This window comes from Acinetobacter sp. PK01 (assembly GCF_022819285.1).
Taxonomy (GTDB): domain Bacteria; phylum Pseudomonadota; class Gammaproteobacteria; order Pseudomonadales; family Moraxellaceae; genus Acinetobacter; species Acinetobacter tandoii.
Genome location: NZ_CP094643.1, coordinates 3249049 through 3271453, shown reverse-complemented (window position 1 = coordinate 3271453; position 22405 = coordinate 3249049). Strand labels below are relative to the sequence as shown.

General features: G+C 41.8%; 19 protein-coding genes. 3 read left to right on the top strand and 16 right to left on the bottom strand.

Going from position 1 to position 22405, the window contains the following annotated elements; translation table 11 throughout:
• Nucleotides 1–370: 370 nt before the first annotated feature.
• The 8 genes from MP622_RS15425 to MP622_RS15390 are packed head-to-tail and all read right to left on the bottom strand — an operon-like array spanning nucleotide 371 to nucleotide 8114.
• On the bottom strand, nucleotides 371–1243 hold the full coding sequence (locus tag MP622_RS15425) for a hypothetical protein (RefSeq protein ID WP_243791687.1): 873 nt from the start codon (nucleotides 1241–1243) through the stop codon (nucleotides 371–373).
• Nucleotides 1244–1253: 10 nt separating this feature from the next.
• Complete coding sequence (gene aroB / locus MP622_RS15420; protein ID WP_243791685.1) at nucleotides 1254–2336, bottom strand: 3-dehydroquinate synthase; 1083 nt, start codon at nucleotides 2334–2336, stop codon at nucleotides 1254–1256.
• A 20-nt stretch (nucleotides 2337–2356) separates the two neighbouring features.
• On the bottom strand, nucleotides 2357–2899 hold the full coding sequence (aroK, locus tag MP622_RS15415; protein ID WP_016168704.1) for a shikimate kinase AroK: 543 nt from the start codon (nucleotides 2897–2899) through the stop codon (nucleotides 2357–2359).
• 37 nt (nucleotides 2900–2936) lie between these two features.
• A complete protein-coding gene (locus MP622_RS15410) occupies nucleotides 2937–5051 on the bottom strand; it encodes a type IV pilus secretin PilQ family protein (protein ID WP_171284997.1) in 2115 nt (704 codons plus the stop codon).
• A 60-nt stretch (nucleotides 5052–5111) separates the two neighbouring features.
• Entirely contained in the window at nucleotides 5112–5639 is a 528-nt protein-coding gene (locus MP622_RS15405) for a pilus assembly protein PilP (protein WP_016168706.1), read from the bottom strand.
• Nucleotides 5636–6382 (bottom strand): type 4a pilus biogenesis protein PilO, encoded by a 747-nt coding sequence (locus MP622_RS15400; RefSeq protein WP_243791683.1) that lies wholly within the window; start codon nucleotides 6380–6382, stop codon nucleotides 5636–5638. Before MP622_RS15400 ends, MP622_RS15405 begins: the two co-directional genes overlap by 4 nt.
• Nucleotides 6379–7056, bottom strand: coding sequence for a PilN domain-containing protein (locus MP622_RS15395; protein ID WP_044739695.1), 678 nt, complete (start codon nucleotides 7054–7056; stop codon nucleotides 6379–6381). The genes MP622_RS15400 and MP622_RS15395 overlap by 4 nt, the downstream gene beginning before the upstream one ends.
• Complete coding sequence (locus MP622_RS15390; protein WP_243791682.1) at nucleotides 7056–8114, bottom strand: pilus assembly protein PilM; 1059 nt, start codon at nucleotides 8112–8114, stop codon at nucleotides 7056–7058. Before MP622_RS15390 ends, MP622_RS15395 begins: the two co-directional genes overlap by 1 nt.
• Before the next feature lie 165 nt (nucleotides 8115–8279).
• On the opposite strand from MP622_RS15390, the gene ponA reads away from it, so the two are divergent.
• Entirely contained in the window at nucleotides 8280–10805 is a 2526-nt protein-coding gene (gene ponA / locus MP622_RS15385) for a penicillin-binding protein PBP1a (protein ID WP_243791680.1), read from the top strand.
• A 50-nt stretch (nucleotides 10806–10855) separates the two neighbouring features.
• On the opposite strand, the gene MP622_RS15380 is transcribed toward ponA, so the two are convergent.
• The 8 genes from MP622_RS15380 to MP622_RS15345 all read right to left on the bottom strand — a co-directional run bounded on the left by MP622_RS15380 (nucleotide 10856) and on the right by MP622_RS15345 (nucleotide 20045).
• Nucleotides 10856–11659: a putative RNA methyltransferase gene (locus MP622_RS15380; protein ID WP_243791678.1), complete on the bottom strand. Its 804-nt coding sequence runs from the start codon at nucleotides 11657–11659 to the stop codon at nucleotides 10856–10858.
• A gap of 72 nt (nucleotides 11660–11731) precedes the next feature.
• Nucleotides 11732–12850, bottom strand: coding sequence for a phospho-N-acetylmuramoyl-pentapeptide-transferase (mraY, locus tag MP622_RS15375; protein ID WP_243791676.1), 1119 nt, complete (start codon nucleotides 12848–12850; stop codon nucleotides 11732–11734).
• Nucleotide 12851: 1 nt separating this feature from the next.
• Nucleotides 12852–14261 (bottom strand): UDP-N-acetylmuramoyl-tripeptide--D-alanyl-D-alanine ligase, encoded by a 1410-nt coding sequence (gene murF / locus MP622_RS15370; RefSeq protein WP_044739700.1) that lies wholly within the window; start codon nucleotides 14259–14261, stop codon nucleotides 12852–12854.
• Between the two features lie 9 nt (nucleotides 14262–14270).
• Entirely contained in the window at nucleotides 14271–15767 is a 1497-nt protein-coding gene (locus MP622_RS15365) for a UDP-N-acetylmuramoyl-L-alanyl-D-glutamate--2,6-diaminopimelate ligase (RefSeq protein WP_044739701.1), read from the bottom strand.
• Between the two features lie 10 nt (nucleotides 15768–15777).
• Entirely contained in the window at nucleotides 15778–17601 is a 1824-nt protein-coding gene (gene ftsI, locus MP622_RS15360; RefSeq protein ID WP_044739702.1) for a penicillin-binding protein PBP3, read from the bottom strand.
• A 12-nt stretch (nucleotides 17602–17613) separates the two neighbouring features.
• Entirely contained in the window at nucleotides 17614–17946 is a 333-nt protein-coding gene (ftsL, locus tag MP622_RS15355; RefSeq protein WP_016168716.1) for a cell division protein FtsL, read from the bottom strand.
• A gap of 10 nt (nucleotides 17947–17956) precedes the next feature.
• On the bottom strand, nucleotides 17957–18868 hold the full coding sequence (rsmH, locus tag MP622_RS15350; protein ID WP_104441385.1) for a 16S rRNA (cytosine(1402)-N(4))-methyltransferase RsmH: 912 nt from the start codon (nucleotides 18866–18868) through the stop codon (nucleotides 17957–17959).
• A gap of 175 nt (nucleotides 18869–19043) precedes the next feature.
• Entirely contained in the window at nucleotides 19044–20045 is a 1002-nt protein-coding gene (locus tag MP622_RS15345) for a sulfate ABC transporter substrate-binding protein (protein ID WP_104441384.1), read from the bottom strand.
• 401 nt (nucleotides 20046–20446) lie between these two features.
• On the opposite strand from MP622_RS15345, the gene MP622_RS15340 reads away from it, so the two are divergent.
• Nucleotides 20447–20743: a hypothetical protein gene (locus tag MP622_RS15340; protein ID WP_016168719.1), complete on the top strand. Its 297-nt coding sequence runs from the start codon at nucleotides 20447–20449 to the stop codon at nucleotides 20741–20743.
• Nucleotides 20744–20867: 124 nt separating this feature from the next.
• A complete protein-coding gene (gene gltX / locus MP622_RS15335; protein WP_104442317.1) occupies nucleotides 20868–22376 on the top strand; it encodes a glutamate--tRNA ligase in 1509 nt (502 codons plus the stop codon).
• Nucleotides 22377–22405: the final 29 nt, after the last annotated feature.

The following is a 22405-nucleotide window of genomic DNA, read 5'->3' as shown; positions in this document are numbered from 1 at the left end:
CTTTCTCACACTAAGATCAATTTAATGCAATGATCTTGCACTCTCATGTCAAAGATAGACTGATTTTATCTTTTGTACATGACCGAAATGCAAAAAACTATTGCGACTTTTGCGCACTCTTTTAAAGCAAGCAATCTTGATGTTTTCGCACACTCTTTGAATCTTTTCGCGCCAAAATAGTGACATCAACTCAAATCATGCACCATTTAAGCAAAAAATATGCCAACTTAAGATTATTAAATCTAATTCTTTTAAATACAGAAATATCAAGTGTTCGACCTGAATTAGAGCATTTGAAGTCTTATATTAATTGCACCATTTTTGCGCATTTAATTATTGGTATAGCACAATGTGCTCTATTTTAGAACGATTAATTAAATGGATCTGCAATTTCTTGGCGCACAGATGAATTTGAGTTGGTCGGTGAAGTGGCTGATTTGGTTCCTGTCTCTGCATGCGATTGAGATTTTTGCACATCAATCACATTGCCTTCAGCATCTCGACGAGTCACAGTTGTACTGGTAGATACATTACCTGTATCTGAGCTATTCACTGTTGTACCTGCAGCTTTCGGTTTACTTAAATCCATTAAAGCTGTATCTGGTTTTGGCAAAGCTGCAGGACTTAATTTAACTTGATACAAAACTGAGGAACCTTGTAACTCCTCCATCCCCATATCATTGACTTGTGATACATAATCTTCCAAGGCTATCACTTTAGGGTGGACAGAAGCAGGCAATTTAAAATTGAGTTGCTCGCGTGCTTGATTCGCTTCTCTTTCACTCGAATATAAACCGTAAAATAAAACATATCGCTCTTGTTGTTGATCCCCAGCCAATCGCAAATAAAAATAATTTTTTCGATCACCCTGTTTATTTAAAAAACTTTTAATAATGTCTTCTTCAGTCACACTAAATAATTCTAAGCTTGACTTATTTTTCTGTTCCTCAATGAATTTACTTCCTCGGAATTCATTCGCATGATTTCCCGTAGCAATAACTCGAGTAGTCTGTGTAATAGGGCGAACTTCTTCTTGTAAAGTGCCTAAATTGGTTGTGGCTGTGACACGGGCTGGTTGGATTTGCAGCTCAGCATCAGACTCCACCTTTTTATTGACTTCGACCAGCTCTTCACTACTGTCCGATCCCGCCCAAAATATCAATGCCACAAAAAGACATAACACTCCGCCCACAAGCCAGATATAACCCTGTGTATTTTTCCAATATTTGCGGAGTGTTGTCATAATTTCACCTTTATATTGTTTGATTGGCTAGAATCGCCTGTTTCATCAGTTCAACATCAAACTCTTTGGTAATGATTGCTTGACCCAACTGTTTTAACAGCACCAATCTAAGCTGACCATTCAGTACTTTCTTGTCATGTGCCATATAACCCAAGAAGTCATCCAATGGAATTGCCGGACATACTATCGGCAAACCTGCACGCTGTATGATTTTTTTTGTACGCTCTAAGTCTGCTACAGAAATCCAACCCATGCGTTGTGATAAATCTGCAGCCATGACCATTCCCGTTGCAACAGCTTCACCATGCAACCACACCCCATATCCTAGATAGGATTCAATCGCATGACCAAAGGTATGACCCAAATTCAACAATGCACGCTCGCCTTGCTCTTTTTCATCATTTGCCACTATACGTGCCTTATGTGCACAAGAACGATAGACTGCTTCAGCCAATAAATGAGGATCACGTGCGACCAAGCCATCCATATTTGTTTCAAGCCAGACTAAAAAATCCTCATCTCCGAGCAAGGCATACTTAATCACTTCAGCTAAACCAGCAGACAGTTCACGATCAGGCAAGCTTTTCAATTGAGACATATCTGCCAGTACCACTTGTGGTTGCTGAAATGCTCCAATCATATTTTTACCCAAAGGATGATTGATCCCTGTCTTGCCACCAACACTAGAATCTACTTGTGATAATAATGTCGTTGGGACTTGGATAAAATATACACCACGCTGGAAACATGCTGATGCAAAGCCCGCCATATCACCAATCACTCCACCACCCAAAGCCAATACTGTACAATCGCGGTTAAAACCTGCTTCAAGCAAAGCATCAAAAATCAAATTCAGATGTTGAATATCTTTATATTTTTCACCATCAGGCAAAACACAAGTAGCAACCTTTTTACCCAATGCGTCAACAGCTTTTACATAATGCTCTAAATACAAAGGCTGAACGGTGGTATTGGTCACAATCATGACTTGCTGCCCGAGAATATACGGCGCCAGTAAATCATGAGGGTTTAAATCACTACCAATGAAGATAGGGTAACGGCGTTCACCGAGTTCTACATATAAAGTTTGCATGAGTTCAATTACTTCGGTATTCAATCAATAGGTTGTGTGGTAATCATCGTTAAGATTTTATGTGCAAGATCTCGTGCGGCACCTTGATTGGTTTCAATAATATAATGAGCCACATCCCGATATAAAGGATCACGAATCGCAAGTAAATCACGCAGTTTTTGCTCAGGATTTTCAACCTGTAGGAGAGGACGGTTTTTATCGCGATAAGTACGCTGAAGTTGAATTTCAACAGGAGTATAGAGATAAACAACAATACCACGTTGTTTTAGAAAATTACGGTTAGGAGCCTGAGTCACTGCACCACCACCAGTCGCTAAGACTAAATGTGGTCGGGCAGTCAACTCATCAATCACAATAGTTTCACGAGTACGAAATCCTGTTTCACCTTCTTTCTCAAAGATCCAAGGAATGGTTGCACCTGTTTTTCGTTCAATCTCATGATCACTATCGAGAAATTCACGGCCCAACAATTCTGCCAAATGCCGTCCGACTGTTGTTTTTCCTGCCCCCATTGGCCCTACCAAATAGATATTTGGTAGGGAATTAAACTCTTTGCTTGGCAAGGAGTCACCTATTAATTTTGTTTAAATTGAAAATATATTAATGATTTCTTGAAACACTGTCATTAACAATTCGTGGTGTCACAAAAATCAACAGCTCTTGCTTGTCATCCGACTTGGTATCTTTTCTAAACAATCTTCCGATATAAGGAATATCCCCCAAGAACGGCACCTTAGTTTGCGAGTTACTGGTTGTCTGCTCAAATACACCACCCAAAATCACTGTTTCGCCATTATTGACCAAAACATTGGTCGTAATTGTGTTTTTGTTTAATATCAACTCACCATTTGGCGCTTCGCCTGCAATCGAGTCTTTCGCAATATCAAGCTGCATTTGCACTTTACCGTCTGGGGTAATACTTGGCGTAACTTCCAAACTGAGCAGCGCTTCTTTGAATGAGGTAGTTGCTGTTGAGCCAGAAGCAGAGTTCGTTGTGGTTTGATAAGGTACTTCTTGACCTGTCGCTACCTTGGCCTTTTGTTTATCTCCAGTCAAAACTTTTGGTGTTGAGATCACCTCGCCATAGCCATCTGCTTGTAAAGCTGAGAGTTCAAGATCCAACATAAAATCGGACAGGCTAATCAAGCTAAAGGCAATCTGACCCGCAGGATTGGTCACCCCCAAATCAACGTTTAAATTATCTGGACGCTGAATAGTGTATTTTCCATCATCATCTGGGGTTTTTAAATCCCATAAAGTTTGATCACTACCACCCACTAAGAGATCGTTATTGCTATTAATCCCTTGTGAAAGAATCCCCCACTTCACTCCCATCTCTTTAGTAAATGAAGTAGATGCTCGTACGATGCGTGCTTCAACCATAACCTGCTGTACTTGTACATCCAGCAAATCAACCATTTTTCTAATTTTGTCTATGTTTTGCGCTGTATCATTTACGATTAACGTATTCGTACGATCATCTGAAACAATACTTCCTCTTGAACTTAATAAACTTTCTAAAGCTAAAGAGTCTTGATTATTTACACCTGTATTTTTACCAGCTTCCTTTCTAGAATCTGTTACAAGTTTAAAAACATCCGCTGCTTTAGCATAACTTAAACGTAAATATTCAGTTTGAATTGGTGCTAACTTAACACTCTGCGCTATCGCTTTGGCTTCATCTTCTTCAGACTTGATCAATTCAGCAACTGGTGCAATCCAAATCACATTCCCATTACGACGCTTGTCTAAGTTTTTTGTTTTTAAAATAATATCAAGAGCTTGGTCCCATGGCACATCTTTCAGACGCAAGGTGATATTGCCTTGTACCGTATCGGCAGCCACCATATTAATACCAGTAAAATCTGCCAATAATTGCAATACACGACGTACCTCAATATCTTGGAAATCCAATGAAATCTTCTTACCCGTGTAGTTATTAGCTGTACGCGGTTTCATTGGATTCTTATCGACAGGACGCTTTAAGCTGATCGTTAACTTATTCTCAGCTTGGTAAGCCATGTACTCATAGCTACCAGAGGACTGAATAGTAATTACACCACTATTACCATCATTATAAGCATCTACTGTTGCTACAGGTGTTGCAAAATCATTGACATTGAGGCGGCGAGTCAAATGTGCCGGAATTTTACTTCCCAACATACGCACCACAATTTTACTCCCTTGTTGCTGCACATCTGCTGGCGTATTGCTGCCGAGCAAATCAATAACAACCTGACCTTCACCTTCTGAACCACGTTGAAAACCAATATTGGAAACACCTTGTGATGGCGCTTTAGCCGTTGTTGCTACAGGAGTCGCAAAACTATTATCAGTCGCATTTATTTTAAGAATAAAGGTATTACCTTCAACACGGGTAGTGAAAGCACCTGCATCTGCAAGATTAATAGTTAATCGAGAACGCTGCGCGTCTGAAGATACATCGACAGAACTGGCTTCTTTTGTCGCAACCTGAATATTATTTTGCTTTAGTGTTTGTTGCGCTTTATCAAAATCTAAAATCAGTCTTGATGGTTGTTCAAGTTGGTAAGCTTGAGGCTGTGGTGGTATTCCGTTAAACATCACACGAATTTCAGTCCCTTGTCCAGGTACTTGCATAGGTACGACATTCGTGATGCTAACTTGTGCACTGGCAGCTTGCATGACAGCCATGGCAACCGCACCCATAGAGAATTGACGGAAAATATGATTCATTGTATTACCATCCCCAAATATAAAATCTTGAATACTGTTTTTCATTTTTATTCCTTTGAATTAAGGCGCGGGTCCAATTAAGACAAGGCTACGCGGGCGCTCAACATACCCCTCTCGACCATCGGGAATAATTTCCACAAGATCAATCTGTGTAGGCGTAATTTTCACAATTCGCCCTTGATTCATCCCCATGTAATTTCCGACTTGCACACGCTCAATTTCACCATCAGGCGTTTGGATTAACCCCAAAATTTGCCCAGACTGATTACGCATACTCCCCTTCATATTTAAGGATTCTAAAGCATAACTTTCCAATGGCTGCGACTGACGCGAAAAATTCGGATACACTCGCTTACCCGACATAATTTTTAATTCTGCTGCCAAAGAACTTGGCATAAACGGACTTTTCAATTGATGCGCTGCATAATTGAATGTCGGTACAGGTGGGAAAACAGGCGCTGGTTCAATCGGCAAAGGTTGCTGATTACGAATATTTACCATTTCCATGTTTACCGCATCAATACGTGAATCACACCCCACCAAAACCAGCCCGAACATCAAAGCAAATGCTATTTTCTCAAATTTCATTTCTTCGCTCCTTCTGGAGTAACTTGAGCAGGAGGAGTTGTAGCATTCGCACCAGCTGCCACATTTTGATTCTCTGTATTACCGATATAGCGATAGGTACGTGCCTTCGCAACATAAGTCACTTGTGGAATTTCAGATTTTTTATCCGTACTAATTGAAGAACTGATATCAAAATCATGTAAGGTCACAATTCGAGGTAATGCTGCAATGCCACTCGCAAAAGAACCAAAGGCATGATAATCGCCTGTCGCTTCAATACTAATTGGCTGCTCAACAAAAAACTCTTGTTTGACTTCAGGCTCTAAACGAATATTTTTAAATTTAAGCCCAGAATTCACACCTGTCACGTTAATGTCTTCAACCAGACCTGGAATTTCAGTTTCCTTTGGCAATTGCTCCAATTGCTGATTAAAGTTCGCCTCCATTTCCTGCAACTGAGCTTGATATTGTTGCAAATTACGTAACTTAGAATCCTTTTCTCTGAATTCATTTAGCAAGTTTTGCTCTTGCGCATGTGCGCTAGAAATCGCATCTAATTGCGGCTTGATCACAACAAAATAGCCAACCGCACAAATTAAAAAGACAATAAAAATCCAGCAGGTAATTTTGACTGATAATGGCCAACTGCCGTAATTATTCGGGTCCAACGTGTTAAATTGTTGAAAAAACTTATCTACTGTCATTTTTTTCTTAGTTTTAACAACGGCTTCTTGATTTAGATCATCAAACTCATCACGACTCATTGTGCTGCCCCCGCTGTTGAACTAGCTGCTGCATTTGCATCATTTGCCGCTACCGCCATAGAACCTGCAGCTTCATTCGCTGCATCCGTCGGCATAGCAATCTCATCCAAATCTGCAGTTACCACAAAGCTGCCATAACTATCCTCAACACGAGGAACAATTGAACTCGGCGCTTTATTTTTATTATCTTCCACAGCCACGAAGGAATCCATAAAGGCATTACGATACCAAGCTGAAGCTTCTAAATTACGTAAAAATTCAGCTACTGCATTTGGACTTTCTGCCTTACCTTCAATAGTAAATTTATCGCCAATACGACTGAACTTAGTAATATATAAGTTCGCAGGGACGACACGCGCCATTTCATCAATTAAACGCACGGCAATTGGACGTTGACTTTGCAGACCCTGGATCAACTTCATACGTTCTACAATTGCATTACGTTGCTCTTGTAAACCTTCTAAAGATTTTAGTTGTACATCCAAGTTTTGATTGGTACTGATAATAAGCTGATTCGCTTGTTCTTGGTCTTCAAGCTTATAGTTGTAATAGAACCAGGCCCCTACAACCAATAACACCCCAATTAAAGCCGCCCCAATACAAATCGCAATAAATTCTTTTTTTCGTTTCTCTCTCAGCTCATCACGCCAAGGGAGCAGGTTAATTTTTGCCATTAATCAAAACTCCTCAATGCTAGACCACACGCCACCAAGAGAGAGGAAGCATCATTTTCAATTTTTTTAATATCTATTTTTGGAGAGAAACCCATTTGCAAAAATGGGTTCGCAATCGTGACGCGGTAACCGAGTTTTTGTTGCAATAATTTAGCCAAACCAGGAATATTGGCATTTCCGCCCGCCAATAAAATATGATCGATTTCATTAAACTGCGAAGATGAAAAGAAAAACTGTAAAGAACGGGCAGCCTGTTGCACCACCGCTTCAAGAAACGGCTCTAGCACTTCTACATCATAATCATCAGGAAGCGTACGACTTTTTTTGGCACGTCCCGCTTCTTCAAATGACAGTCCATAACGATTCTGGATTTCTTGGGTCAGTTGCTTTCCACCAAAAACCTGCTCGCGGGTATAGATAATTTTGTCATTTTGCATGACCGATAAAGTGGTCATGGTATGCCCAATATCTAAAATACCGACAGTATTCACGCCCATCGGCATGGTGTCAGAGAAGACTTTATAAACGTTTTCCATTGCGAAGCTTTCAACATCCGCAATTTTAGGTGTGATTCCAGCCAGTTCTAGCACCTCTGAACGCGCTTCCACATTTTCCAGACGTGTTGCCACCAAAAGCACATTGACCCGATTCGGGTTAGCTAAACGATCGGGTAAAACTTCAAAGTCAAGGCTGACTTCATCTAAAGGGAACGGAATATATTGTTCAGCATCCATACGGATTTGGACTTCACGCTCATCATCCGTCATATCCGCATCCATCTCGATGATTTTACTGATCACCATAGACGTCGGAATGGCAATTGCTGCTGCATGTGATTGAACATTTGCTAAATTTAAAGCGCGCTCCAAAGCCTCCCCAATAGCTTCAGGATTCAAAATGTTCTTTTCAACAACGCTGCCTTCTGGTAACGGGACCAAAGCATAGCTTTCTACCCAATAGCGACCGTTTTTTACAGACAGCTCTAATAACTTAACAGAAGTGGAACTAATATCTACTCCTATTAACCCCTTACTTGGCTTACGATATAACCTGAGCACAATACTATTCCTATTATTTTTTTATCCCCAATAGAAGTAACTAACCAACTGGCTGCGGTCTATAATTTTATACGGATACAATAACTCATTAACAATCCGTATCGGTAAACGGCTATACTGACCACCAATTAGTTTGCCATTAGCTCCTATTAAAACTTACTTGTTATGAAAAAGCTATCTTGTTCGGGCCGTGTTCATCCATTTTTTTTGATCATAATTATAGTTTTGGTCGCAATTCCTATGGGGTTTTATGGCATGTATCTCTATATTGCCCCCTCTTTGCCTGAAATGAGCATCTTAAAAAAGGCTCCTTTATTAAAACCATTACAAGTTTATAGTGCAGATCAGCAACTTATTGCAGAATACGGTGGCAAACTTTCTGTTCCAGTTGAATATGATCAAATCCCAACTACCTTTATTCATGCTTTCTTAGCTGCTGAAGATTCAGCCTTTTTTGAACACAGTGGGATTAGTTTTAAAGGCTTAGGACGAGCAGTGAGTGAGAGCATTACAGGCTCGAATGTGCAAACAGGTGGCTCGACCATTACCATGCAAGTGGCAAAAAACTATTATCTGAGTCCTGAACGCACACTCAAACGCAAACTGACCGAAGTTTTCCTCGCCCGAAAGATTGAACAAAATCTGAGTAAAGAAGAAATTCTAACGCTGTATGTGAACAAGATTTTTTTGGGTAAAAATGCCTACGGCATTGCGGCTGCTGCAAAAATTTACTACAACAAAAATTTAGAAGATTTAAGCATCGCCCAAATGGCCATGATTGCAGGTCTTCCTAAAGCCCCTTCAAAATATAATCCCGTTGCTAATCCTGAGCGTGCATTAGAACGTCGCAACTGGATTTTAGGTCGTATGCTTCAATTGGGTTATATCAATCAAGAACAATATCAAAATGCGATTGCTGAACCCATCAATCTCGATATGCCTGAACGCGGTATCAGCAATCAATTTCCCTATGTTGGTGAAATGGTCCGCGCAGAACTGGTCAGTAAATTTGGCGAACAAGCGATAGATTCTGGCTATAAGGTCTACACCACGATTAATAGCCAGCGCCAATTATTTGCTGAACAATCTGTACAAGATGGTTTAGAAGCCTATGATAGACGCCATGGTTGGCGTGGTGCTGAAGCACACGATAAAGATTTAAAACAATTTACCGCTTATGCCAATACCTATCCTGCCAAAGTCAGCAAAGTAAATGACAACTCTTTTGAAGCCTTTATGCAAGATGGCTCTACGGTAACTGTTCCTTGGTCAGGAATGTCTTGGGCACGCCCTTATCGCAATGCCAACAGCGTTGGTCCAGCACCCAGTCGTGCTTCTCAAATTGTTAAGGTCAAAGATATTGTTCGCTTAAGACCGAATGCAGACAAAACCTCATGGTCGCTGGTACAAATCCCGAAAGTCCAAGGACAACTGATTGCATTAAATCCAAATAATGGTGCAATTGAGGCTGTCGTCGGAGGATATAATTTTTATCAATCTAAATTTAACCGAGCTTTACAAGGCTGGCGTCAACCTGGTTCGACCATTAAACCCTTTGTCTATGCTTTGGCTCTAGAACGCGGTATGACGCCTTTTACCATGGTTAATGATAGTCCTATTACTATTGGCAAATGGTCACCCCGAAATTCAGATGGGCGCTATCTGGGCATGATCCCATTGCGTCGTGCTTTATATTTATCTCGAAATACAGTCTCAGTACGTTTACTTCAAGCCGTTGGTATTGAGCGTACTCGCCAATTGTTTATGGATTTTGGTTTGCAAGAAGATCAAATTCCAAATAACTACACCATTGCCTTAGGTACACCACAAGTCCTGCCAATTCAAATGGCGACAGGCTATGCCACATTTGCAAATGGCGGTTACCGCATTCAACCACATTTTATTGACCGCATTGAAGATGCTTATGGCAAAGTTATTTATCAAGCCAATCCTGAATATGCCTGCATTGAATGTATCAATGAACCTAGTAATGAGCCTTCAGAAATTGCACCTGTTACACCTGATGATGAAGTGATTAATGTTACCAATCAAAGTGCCGAAGCGAAGATCACAGAACCTCATGTAGCCAATGCGGAATACCGTCAAGCACAACGAATTTTAAAATCTAGCTCTGCCTTCGATATGGCAAACATCCTTAAAGATGTAATCCAACATGGTACAGGGCGTGCCGCACTCAAAATTGGCCGTGATGATTTAGGTGGTAAAACAGGAACCACCAACGATGCGAAAGATGCTTGGTTCGCAGGCTTTAATGGTAAATTAGTTACGGTCGCGTGGGTTGGATTTGACCAGCCTGCAACCTTGGGTCGACGTGAATATGGTGGCGTTGCCGCATTACCCATTTGGACCAACTTTATGGACAATGCTTTAAAAGGCACACCATCGGCGTGGGTACATTTTGACAAAGATGCTAAAGCGCCTACATTGCATAACGACACCCAATTTATTGAGGGCGAGACCAAAAAAGATTACCGCGCTTCACCACCATTAGCTCAGCCCTTATATCGCCCTAAACCAGCAGCACCTGCACGTGCTCCTGAGCGCGATTTTGATGATCTACCTGATGATGAAGCCTTGGTTCCAAGTAATCAAGCTCCACCTGCCATGCAGCCGAACGCTCCAAGTAAGAAATCAGATGCGATTGAACATCTCATTGATCAATTTCAATAACAGACTCACGCAATAAAAAAGCCCTTTTCAAAAAGGGCTTTTTTATTGCTTTATTTCTTTTGGAATAAATAGAGTTGGAATTGCGCAGTCACTTTAAACTCAACTAAAGCTTCTAGGGCATTTCTTCGCTCTACTTTCGCTTTGTAAGCGTAAGGGGTCATTGCAATCAAATTTTTAAGCTGCTGTTGCGGCAGTGTTAAATCTGCACTCACCACTTGCGAATCAACCAAGTCGAAGTCCTGCGCCAACTGCTGCACAAACTTATTCGGCTCATGTGGCTTCACCTCTTCAAATAGAGCCTCTCGAATAGCAAATAAGTGTTCAGGTGCTGGTGTGACCACCAACAAATAGCCTTTATCCTTCAGTACACGTAATATTTCTTGCTGAGGAATTGGACTAAATAAACTGCTACACAAATCAATAGATTGATCTAATACAGGCAAAGTCGCCCCCGTACCCACCACCCATGTCACCTCCGAATTCAATTTAGCTGCGACTTGCACTGCATTTTTCGCAATATCGACACCAACACATTGCAACACCTCTGTCTGCATCGCATCAGTGTAATAACCTTCACCGCAACCAATATCCAAAAGATTTTCAATGTGCAGTTGACGTAGTTTTTCAACCACGGCTTGCTGTAAGGGTGCATAAAACCCTGCACTTAAAAATGCACGTCGCGCTTGTACAGATTCAACTGTATCTCCAGGGGTTTTACTGTGCTTGTGTTGCACCACATGTAAATTCACATAACCCTGTTTAGCCACATCGTAACTATGACGATTCTCACATTGCCACGTCTTTTCGACCAAACTTAATTTCTCACGACATACAGGGCACATGAGTAGATTCATCATATTCTCCAAAAATTGCCCATAAAAATAAAAAAGGTCGGCATATGCCGACCTGATTTTCACGGATTTTGCTTAACGCAATTTTAAAGTCATTAGACCCAAAACCACCAGCATAATTGTGATAATCCAGAAACGAATCACCACTTGGGTTTCACGCCAGCCTTTCTTTTCATAATGATGATGTAAAGGTGCCATCAAGAAAACGCGTTTATTTCGCATTCGTAACGAACCGATTTGCAGGAACACTGAAATCGCTTCCACCACAAAGACACCGCCCATAATCGCAAATACGATTTCTTGACGTACCATGACCGCAATGGTACCTAGCATCGCTCCAAGTGATAAGGCACCAACATCCCCCATGAAGACTTGTGCAGGATGTGCGTTATACCAGAGGAAGGCCAAGCCTGCGCCAATCATAGCAGCACAAATCACCACCAATTCAGACGAATATTTTACATAAGGAATATGCAAATAATTGGCAAAACGAACATCACCCGCCAAGTAAGCAAATACACCCAAACCTGCAGCAACCAAGACAATTGGCATAATCGCCAAACCGTCCAGACCATCCGTTAAGTTGACTGCATTAGAGGCTCCATTAATCACCAAATAGGTAAAGAGAATAAATCCAATTCCTAAAGGAATAACCGACAATGGAATACTGAGATTCTTAAAGAATGGGATGAGAAGATCCAGCATATTTGCAGTATGAATTGGATTATCTTGTTGCTTGGCAATTATATACAATGCAATTCCCGCACCTAAAGAGGCAACTGACGTCCAGAAAAATTTCTTCCGTGCTGGCAAACCCGCATTGTCTTTATAACGGATTTTAATCCAGTCATCTGCCCAACCCACAGCACCAAAAATCACCATCACGCCCAAGACAATCCAGACATAAGGATTCGATAGATCTGCCCAAAGTAAAGTGGAAATCCCAATCGAAAGTAGAATCAGTACCCCACCCATGGTTGGCGTACCCATCTTTTTGGCATGGTTTTCAGGAGCAAACGTACTCACCGCCTGACCATATTTTAACGCTTGCAACTTACGAATCATTACAGGTCCAAGCACCAGCCCAATGGAAAGTGCGGTCAAAACACTGAGTAATGAACGTAATGTTAAATAGCGTACTACTTGGAATGAGCTGTGATAGCCCGCAAGCTGTTCAAATAACCATAACAGCATTTTAGAGTTTCTCCATCAAGTCAGTCATTAAGGTTTCCATATGGGTATAACGAGAACCTTTAAACAGGAAACTCATCGACTGGGGTTGATGTGTTTCGACTAAACTAATTAAAAACGGTAAGGCTTGTTCTTGACTCAAGAATGCCTGTAATTTTTTACCATATTGGGTACTGCGTGCACCTTCTTGCGTTGCAGGCGAGAATTCACCGACTGCGACAACAAAGTTAATCCCCTTGATCGAGACCAAGTCGCGCCCCAGCATATAATGTTGCTGTGCCGCACTTTGACCAAGCTCACCAATATCACCAATCACCATCACACGTATACCCTCTTGCTGTGCAAGCACTTCACCTGCTGCACGCATCGAAGTAGGATTGGCATTGTAGGTATCATCAATGAATAAATAAGGTGCTTTCTGAATAAAATTCAGGCGACCTTTAGCACCTTGTGCTTGCTCAAGACCAAGCACGATGTCATCTAAATCAATACCAATCGCGAGCGCAAAGGCAACAGCGGCTGTCGCATTCTGCACATTATGCTCACCGGCAAAGGGTAAATTCACGACTCGTTCACCTTGTGGTGTATGCAAATTAAAACGTGCAGATTGCGGTTGTAACTCTACATCTGAAGCATAGACATCGCCGCCCTGACCAAAACTCAACACATGCTCAGTTTGTATGACTTGGCGAATCTGATCGGTAAAATCGTCAGCTGCGGGTACAATGGCAGTACCTGTCGGTGCAATATGGGCATAAATTTCAGATTTGGCACGGCAAATGCCTTCACGTCCGCCAAACTCGCCTAAGTGCGCTGTGCCAATATTTAGAATACCTGCTACATGAGGTTGAACCAATTGTGAAGTGTAATCAATTTCGCCTTGGTGGCTTGCACCCAACTCCATAACAGCGTAACGATGCTCTGCACGTAACTCCAACAACATCATCGGAACACCCAAATCATTGTTCAAATTACCGCGTGTAATTAAAGTTGGCGCAAGACGCGATAAAATACTACCAAGCATTTCTTTGGTCGTGGTTTTACCACTACTGCCTGTCAAAGCAATCACTTTTAAGTCTTGCTGTTGCGAACGTCGATAAGCTCCCAAATGCCCTAAAGCCAAACGCGTATCAGGCACGACCAACTGACAAATATCAGCATCTACAGGATGACTGACAATTGCTACCTCGCAGCCCTGCTGCACAACTTTCACAACAAAATCATGTGCATCAAAACGCTCACCCTTGAGCGCCAAAAATGCATCACCGTGTTCCGCATGACGTGAATCAGTCAAAATTCGTTTAATTTCACCACTTGGCTGCCGATCATGCAGCCAATAGCCTTGAGTTGCTTCTAGTAATTCTGTCGCAGTCCAAGGTTCTAAAGGAACCGTACTGGTGGTTGAAGTATGCATCTTAATTTCCTATTGCGCGGGATATGCTGAATTTGTGGCGAGATGTTGTGCATCAATCGCCGCCTGTACTTCAACCACATCATCAAACCAGTGACGAACACCTTCAATTTCTTGATAGTTCTCGTGCCCCTTGCCCGCGATTACGACAATATCACCTGCTTGTGCAGTTTTTACCGCAAATTTAATTGCTTCACGACGGTCATGTATCTCATGTACCACATGGCCAGAGAAATCAATACCTGCCTTCATATCGGCAAAAATCTGTTCAGGATTTTCCGTCCGTGGGTTATCTGAGGTTAACAGCACCACATCTGCACCATTTAAAGCTGCTTGAGTCATCAGTGGGCGTTTCCCCCGATCTCGATCACCACCACAGCCAAACACCGCCCATAAATTCTGCTCTACATGACGTTTTAGAGTAGTTAAGACTTGTACCAAGGCATCTGGTGTATGCGCATAATCCACCACAAATAGGCGTGCATCATCACGAATCACCTGCATACGTCCTGGTGCACCCTTGAGCTGAGGGACTGTTGCAATCAACTGCGCCAAATCAAAGCCTGCTTGTTGTGCCACAATCAAACTCGCCACTAAATTTTCGATATTAAAATGTCCAAGCAATGGGCTTTGTACTGTGAACTGGCCTTGAGTGGTCATCAAACTAAAGTGCGCGCCAGACAAACTATATTCAATATCTTGAACTTGATAATCTGCGGCTTGCGTCATGGAATACGTCAAAATCTGCGGTTTTGCTGGATTAGCTTGTGCGGCGGCGAGCATGATAGGCGCATATTCATCATCAAGATTAATGACGGCTACTTTTAATGAGGTGAATTGGAATAGTCGAGCCTTCGCCTCGGCATAAGCCTCGAGCGTACCGTGATAATCCAAATGATCACGACTTAAATTGCTATACGCTGCTATTTCAATTGCACAACCCGTTAAACGACCTTGCTCTAAACCATGCGAACTTGCTTCAATCGAAGCAAATTTTGCACCTTGTTTCGCATAACCATGCAAAGCATTTTGCAACTGCAAGGCATCCAAGGTGGTATGTGAAGAGCTTTCCAGATGTGGAAGTATGCCATTGCCTGTAGTACCCATCACTGCGCAAGGTTGTCCTTGCAACATCAACAATTCTGCAACCAAACGTGAAATTGTCGTTTTGCCATTTGTACCAGTCACTGCCAAAATTTGTAGTGCCGCGGTTGGCGATACTGCTTGCAAATATTGTTTTTGCCATGTACCCATTAAATGACGGACATCAGGCACAACTAAACTTGGAGAAAGCCCCAGCTCAGTTTCACTAATAATAGCCACAGCACCTTTGTCCAATGCTGCTTGAGCAAATTGCACAGTTTTTTCAGGCTGGCTCAAGCTATTAAGGGCAATAAAAATTTGCCCTGCTTGCACATAACGGCTGTCTAAACAAAAGCCTTGGAAAGGTTGATTCATCCATCCAGCGATCTGATCAGAAGGATGCAGTTCTTGAAATGTAATTGACATTTAGCACCTATTACTGGATTTTTGGTGTGTCTAAAGGCTTATCTAAAGGCACATTCATTAAACGGAGTGACTCTTGCATCACTCGAGCAAAGACAGGTGCAGCAACTAAGCCACCATAATATTGACCTTGCGGATTTTCCACGACCACAAAAATCGCGAGACGTGGATCACTCACAGGCGCAACCCCTGAAAATAATGCACGATATTCTTTTTCCGAATAACCTTTACGGTCCGCACGTAATTTATGTGCAGTCCCTGTTTTACCCGCTACACGATAACCCGGTATATTGGCTTGACGTGCTGTACCACCTGGTAGCGTCACCGCTTCCATCATCAACAACACTTGATCGGCAATTTTCGGATCAATCATTTGTTGACCTTTAGGGGGTTCTTCTAGCTTATACAGACTCAGAGGAACTTTTACCCCATGATTGGCTAACATGGCATACGCATCGACCATTTGCAGTACAGTTGCGTTAATCCCATAACCATACGCCATGGTCGCAACCTCAGATACATTCCACTTGCTTGGTGGAAGCACCATACCTGAACTTTCACCCGGAAATTTGACTGCTGAACGCTGACCAAAACCCACTCGCTTTAAAAAAGTCGGTAAAGTTGCATAAGGTAAAGATAAGGCAATTTTCGCCACACCCACGTTAGACGATTTCTGAATAATCCCTGCCAAAGTTAGTTGTCCGTAGTTATGAGTATCACGAATAGTATGGTTACCTACTCGCATAGACCCTGGCGATGTGTTCACTACGGTTGTTGGCATGTATTTCCCTGTTTCCAATGCCATAGCCACTGTTAATGGTTTCATGGTTGAACCTGGTTCAAACATGTCTGTTGCACCACGGTTACGCATGGCATCCTTGTTTGCCAAACCATTTTTATCATTTGGGTTATATGATGGCCAACTGGTCATCGCCAAAATTTCACCCGTTTTTACATCTACAGCAATTGCTGATGCCGAACGTGCATTGTTCGCCACACCCGCGGCAGTCAGTTCACGGTATAAAATATATTGCAGGCGTGAATCGATACTCAGGGTAATATTTTCCCCTGACTCCACTTCTTTCACGATCTCTGGGTCTTTTACACGGTTACCCTTCTTATCACGTACCACTTGCTGCTCGCCATCCACACCCGCAAGGCGTTTGTTGAGCTGCATTTCCAAACCTTCAATACCCACGCCTTCACTATTGGTCAGGCCGATAATTTGTGCATTCGGCTGTGGCTGCGGATAATATCGCTTATAATTTTTTTCGGTATAGACGCCTTGGAATTCGCGCTTTTCAATCAACTCAGCCTGCTGTGGCGGAATTTCTTTTTGTAGCACTAGATAGCGAGAGCGAGGACGTTCATATAGTTTTTTCTTAAGCTCTGCCCGATCCATCCCAACAGCATCAGCCAACTCATCCAGATTAAGGTTCTTTTCTGGCAATTGGCGCTTTAATTTTCGGTTATGCGGATCTTTCGCCAATTCAGCAGTAATGTCATCAAATAATTTTTTATTATCAAAATAGTCACGTGGATCAATCACGACTTTCATTACAGGGGTACTGATTGCCAAAGGCACACCATGACGATCATAAATCACGCCACGCATTGCTTTGAGTTTTTCAGTCCGTAAAATATTGGCATTGGCTTTATTTTGTAAAAAGTCACGGTTAATCACTTGCACATAGAATGCACGACCGACCAATGCCAAAAAGCACAGTAACACCACGGCCCACATCAGATAAAAACGCCACATCTCTACACTAATGGCATTTTTACCCGTAATTGACTGCTGTTTTTTACGTGGTTGCTTAGTCTGCTTGTCTACCATATACAGCTAGCCTTATTTATTTTCATCTGAAGTCATTGGTAAAGAAATCACAACCGTTTGTGCGGCAGGCGGAGAATACATACGTAACTGAGTCACTGCACGAGTTCCAATTTGTGCGGTTGCACCAAAGGTCTGCTGCTCAATTAACAATCGCCCCCACTCGGCATTTAAGTCATCGCGCTCGCGCATAAATGAACTTAGCTCACGATAGTCATGTCGATATTCAAATACCTGAAAGACCACCATAATTGCACTAATGAAAACCAAAATTAACAGGCAAGCATAAGTGATATATTTTTTCGTCCGAAATTTTTCCGCTTTCTTTTCGACTGCTTCAGTTTTCATTGTTTGCCTTTTAAACTAAGCGTTCCGCAACACGAAGCCAAGCACTTCGTGAACGTGGATTGGCTTTCACTTCTTCTTCACTCGCACGCACACGTGCAATTTTTTTCAAACGACGGGTATCTTGCTGTTGTTGTGGTAGACCCCATCCTGTGTCTTCTGCCAAAGTCGATTCTTTTTGAATAAATTGTTTAATCAGTCGATCTTCTAGGGAATGGAAACTAATGACTGCTAAACGACCTTCTGGTTTTAACACCTCAACCGCTTGAGGTAGGAAAGCTTCAATATCTTCTAATTCTTTATTAATCGCAATACGTATTGCCTGAAATGTACGCGTTGCAGCATGTTTATTTTTTTCCCACTTTGGATGTGCTACTTTTACAATTTCTGCCAACTGACGCGTGGTATCAATTTGACCTGCTGCTTTAATTGCTTTAGCGATGCGACGGCTATAACGCTCTTCACCATATTGGAAAATCACATTCGCTAAAGCTTCTTCCTCAATCTGCATCAGCCATTCTGCCGCAGTCGGTCCTTGCGAGTTGTCCATACGCATGTCCAAAGGACCATCCTGCATAAAGCTAAAACCACGTTCAGCCTGATCTAACTGCGGTGAAGAAACCCCCAAGTCTGCCATGACACCGTCGACTTGCGTTAACCCTAAAGTGGCAAGCTCTGGTTGTAAATCTGCAAAACTAGCATGAATAATGTGAAAACGAGAATCTTCTGCTGCCAATTCAGCCGCCACTGCAAGCGCTTGTGGATCTTTGTCGAAAGCATAAACTTTCGCATTAGCGTCGAGTTTTGAAAGCAATAATCGGGTATGTCCCCCTCGACCAAAGGTGCCATCGACGTAAATTCCTGTATTTCGGCCTGCCAATAAGGCATCCACAGTTTCATGAAGTAATACAGAAATATGAGACATAACAGTGCAATCAAAGTACCAAAAATTTAACTGCACATTATTACCTTGTTTTAGTAAAGCTCCAAACGTCTTTTTGTAGGGAAATATTACTTTCTATAGAGAAAACCGTTTCTATTGTATTCACCAAGCAAAAAAAGCCTCTGGTCGAGACTTTTTTATACAGTTTTAAGCTATCTTAATTGTTTTGATTATAAATCTGATCAAAGATCGCACCATTTACAAAATGTGTTTGTTGCGCTTTTGCCCAACCACCAAATACATCACCAATCGTGAATAATTTGATTTTTGGAAATTGGGCTGCATACTTGGCTGCTGCCTGTGCATTGCGTGGACGGAAATAGTATTTTGCTGCTAAATCTTGCCCCTTCGGGGAATACAAATAATTTAAATACCCCTTGGCTAAGTTGCGATTGCCATCTTTATCAACGGTTCGATCAACAATCGCGACTGAAGGTTCCGCCAAAATAGAAATCGAAGGATAAACGATTTCAAACTCGCCTTTACCCAAACCTTTCGTTGCCAACAAAGCTTCGTTTTCCCAAGACAGCAACACATCACCTATGCCACGTTCAGCAAAGGTGGTTAAAGAACCTCGCGCGCCTGAATCTAAGACTTTGACATTGTGATACAGGTTTTTGACCAACTCACGTGCTTTGGCATCATTGCCTCCAGGTTGTTTCAAGGCATAACCCCATGCCGCCAAATAAATCCAACGTGGTGCTCCTCCTGTTTTTGGGTTAGGCGTAATAATTTCTACGCCCGGCTTTACCAAATCATTCCAGTCTTTAATATGCTTAGGATTGCCCTTACGCACCAAAAAAACGACAGTTGAAGTATAGGGAGCCGAATTGTTTGGAAATTCTTTTTGCCAATTTTTGTCGATATAACCCACCTTCACAATTTCATCGATATCATTGGCCAAGGCCAAAGTTACGACATCGGCTTCTAAACCTGTTGCCACAGCGCGTGCCTGCTTGCCAGAGCCCCCATGAGATTGTTTAAATTCAATGTCCTGACCCGTGCGCTGCTTCCAGTATTGACCAAATTCCTTGTTGTACTCTTGATAAAATTCGCGGGTCGGATCATAAGATACATTCAAGAAACTTTTTGCTGCAAAGACGTGCCCCGAAACCCCAGCTAAAAACGCAATTCCTAATGCAAAGAGAGATTTATTCATTTTTGGACTCTAATGACTGTTTTTTGCACTATATTTTTAATAAACAGTTTTCACAATCATGTGGCTATAAGCATTTATTCATAGTTTTTCTAATTTTCAGATATACCAAATGTTGCAATATATACAAAGAAAGATGCTGAAATTATTTCATGAAATGGTCTAAAATTTGTCACAATATTACAATCTTCATGATGTCTTCATATTTATTTGTTAAAACAGCAAGACATCGACATTACTGTAACAATGATGCGTAGAATCGCTTAGATTTTCTTATCTTTTTGTAAAAAGTGTGACGTAAGTCTACTTTTTTGTTTCTAAAGATGTTTAAATTGTAGCTATAGTATGTAGAACACTATTTTATAAAAAAGTTCTCAACATATTGAGTTAAAGGGGAATTCGAGATGAACTTACACTATTTTCAAGCTATTTGCCTCAGCCTTGGCTTAGGTCTGATGGCACAGACTGGTCATACGGCTGCCATTAAAGCAACCATGAATAAAAGCGTTGCCTCTGAAAAAGTCTCTTTGATTGAGAAAGCTCTCAATCAGCAAAAGCAAGGTGACAATTATTTGCAGACAGACAATAACTTGAAGATGTTGACCGCAATTAAAGTTGCACCGACCCAAAGTTTCTTTGCCACACAGAACGAACGCTTCTCTCGTTTCTTACAATCAATTTTCCCACAAAATAATTCCTAATCTGAACTACCAATTTTCCCCCTTAAAAATTGGTGTAAAGCTCAATCACAAATGTTGAATTTAGCATTAAGTGATTGGGCTTTTTCGTTATAATAGCCTCAGTTTATCTTTTGAAAATATTGTTATGACTATTCGTACCCGTATTGCACCCTCCCCTACAGGGTTTCCTCATGTAGGAACTGCCTACATCGCATTATTTAACATGTGTTTTGCTAAAAAACACGGCGGCGAATTTATCTTACGTATTGAAGATACCGACCAACTTCGCTCAACACCTGAATCTGAAAAAATGATTTTAGATTCTTTACGCTGGTTAGGTTTGAATTGGTCTGAGGGACCAGACGTGGGCGGACCTCACGCACCTTATCGCCAATCGGAGCGTATGCATATCTATAAACAATATGCTTTAGATTTGGTCGAAAAAGGTCATGCATTCTACTGCTTCGCAACGGCTGAAGAACTAGATCAAATGCGTGAAGAACAACAAGCACGCGGCGAAACACAAAAATATGATGGCCGTGGCTTAAAACTCACCCAAGAAGAAGTGCAACGTCGCCTTGCAGCGGGTGAACCACACGTAATTCGTATGAAAGTACCTGAAGAAGGCGTGTGTAAAATTAATGACTTATTGCGCGGTGAGGTTGAAATTCCTTGGGCACAAGTCGACATGCAAGTGTTATTAAAAACCGACGGTTTGCCAACTTATCATTTGGCAAACGTGGTTGATGATCACTTAATGGAAATCACCCATGTTCTTCGTGGTGAAGAGTGGTTGCCATCTGCACCAAAACATCAGTTACTTTACCAATATTTTGGTTGGGAGATGCCAACTCTGTGCCACATGCCATTGTTGCGTAACCCAGACAAATCAAAACTGTCTAAACGTAAAAACCCAACCTCAATCAACTACTACCGTGACATCGGTGTATTGCCTGAAGCACTCTTGAACTACTTGGGTCGTATGGGCTGGTCAATGCCTGACGAACGTGAAGTCTTTACCTTAAATGACATGGTTGAACACTTTGATGTGAAACGTGTGTCTTTAGGTGGTCCAATTTTTGATGTGGAAAAACTTAATTGGCTGAATGGTCAATGGATTAAATCCCTCACTCCTGGTCAGTTACTCGATCGTCTGTTGAGCTGGAAAAGTGACCGTAATACCTTAGAAGATATTGCAGCTGCAATTCAGCCACGTATTCACTTGCTCTCTGAAGCTGTAAATTGGGCAGGTTTCTATTTCAATCATATGCCTCAAATTAGCAAGGAACAGTTTGAAAGCAAGAAATTGACTGAAGAACAAGTGCGTCAAAGTTTACAGTTTGCCATTTGGCGTTTAGAAAGCCAGTTCACATGGAACAATGACACGGTGAGCCAAATCCTGATGGATTTAGCCAACCAGATGAACATTAAGCTCCGTGACTTCATGCCGACTTTCTTTATTGCGATTGCAGGTTCAACTTCTTCGACTCCAGTCATGCAATCGATGGTGACTTTAGGTCCAGACTTGACCTTCGCTCGTTTACGTCATGCACTAGAAATTGTGGGTGCACCGAGCAAAAAAGAAGCAAAAGTATGGGAAAAACTGAATGAAAGCCTGAAATTGCCGAAAAATGATGCAATTGAACAAGCCTAATTAAATTAGCTGTTGACGTGTGAGCAGAA

What these genes read in the sequence shown, in the direction of transcription:
- MP622_RS15425 (WP_243791687.1), bottom strand. Translation starts at nt 1,243, where the DNA reads ATGACAACACTCCGCAAATATTGGAAAAATACACAGGGTTATATCTGG.
- aroB (WP_243791685.1), bottom strand. Translation starts at nt 2,336, where the DNA reads ATGCAAACTTTATATGTAGAACTCGGTGAACGCCGTTACCCTATCTTC.
- MP622_RS15410 (WP_171284997.1), bottom strand. Translation starts at nt 5,051, where the DNA reads ATGAATCATATTTTCCGTCAATTCTCTATGGGTGCGGTTGCCATGGCT.
- MP622_RS15405 (WP_016168706.1), bottom strand. Translation starts at nt 5,639, where the DNA reads ATGAAATTTGAGAAAATAGCATTTGCTTTGATGTTCGGGCTGGTTTTG.
- MP622_RS15400 (WP_243791683.1), bottom strand. Translation starts at nt 6,382, where the DNA reads ATGAGTCGTGATGAGTTTGATGATCTAAATCAAGAAGCCGTTGTTAAA.
- MP622_RS15395 (WP_044739695.1), bottom strand. Translation starts at nt 7,056, where the DNA reads ATGGCAAAAATTAACCTGCTCCCTTGGCGTGATGAGCTGAGAGAGAAA.
- ponA (WP_243791680.1), top strand. Translation starts at nt 8,280, where the DNA reads ATGAAAAAGCTATCTTGTTCGGGCCGTGTTCATCCATTTTTTTTGATC.
- MP622_RS15380 (WP_243791678.1), bottom strand. Translation starts at nt 11,659, where the DNA reads ATGAATCTACTCATGTGCCCTGTATGTCGTGAGAAATTAAGTTTGGTC.
- mraY (WP_243791676.1), bottom strand. Translation starts at nt 12,850, where the DNA reads ATGCTGTTATGGTTATTTGAACAGCTTGCGGGCTATCACAGCTCATTC.
- murF (WP_044739700.1), bottom strand. Translation starts at nt 14,261, where the DNA reads ATGCATACTTCAACCACCAGTACGGTTCCTTTAGAACCTTGGACTGCG.
- MP622_RS15365 (WP_044739701.1), bottom strand. Translation starts at nt 15,767, where the DNA reads ATGTCAATTACATTTCAAGAACTGCATCCTTCTGATCAGATCGCTGGA.
- ftsI (WP_044739702.1), bottom strand. Translation starts at nt 17,601, where the DNA reads ATGGTAGACAAGCAGACTAAGCAACCACGTAAAAAACAGCAGTCAATT.
- ftsL (WP_016168716.1), bottom strand. Translation starts at nt 17,946, where the DNA reads ATGAAAACTGAAGCAGTCGAAAAGAAAGCGGAAAAATTTCGGACGAAA.
- rsmH (WP_104441385.1), bottom strand. Translation starts at nt 18,868, where the DNA reads ATGTCTCATATTTCTGTATTACTTCATGAAACTGTGGATGCCTTATTG.
- MP622_RS15345 (WP_104441384.1), bottom strand. Translation starts at nt 20,045, where the DNA reads ATGAATAAATCTCTCTTTGCATTAGGAATTGCGTTTTTAGCTGGGGTT.
- MP622_RS15340 (WP_016168719.1), top strand. Translation starts at nt 20,447, where the DNA reads ATGAACTTACACTATTTTCAAGCTATTTGCCTCAGCCTTGGCTTAGGT.
- gltX (WP_104442317.1), top strand. Translation starts at nt 20,868, where the DNA reads ATGACTATTCGTACCCGTATTGCACCCTCCCCTACAGGGTTTCCTCAT.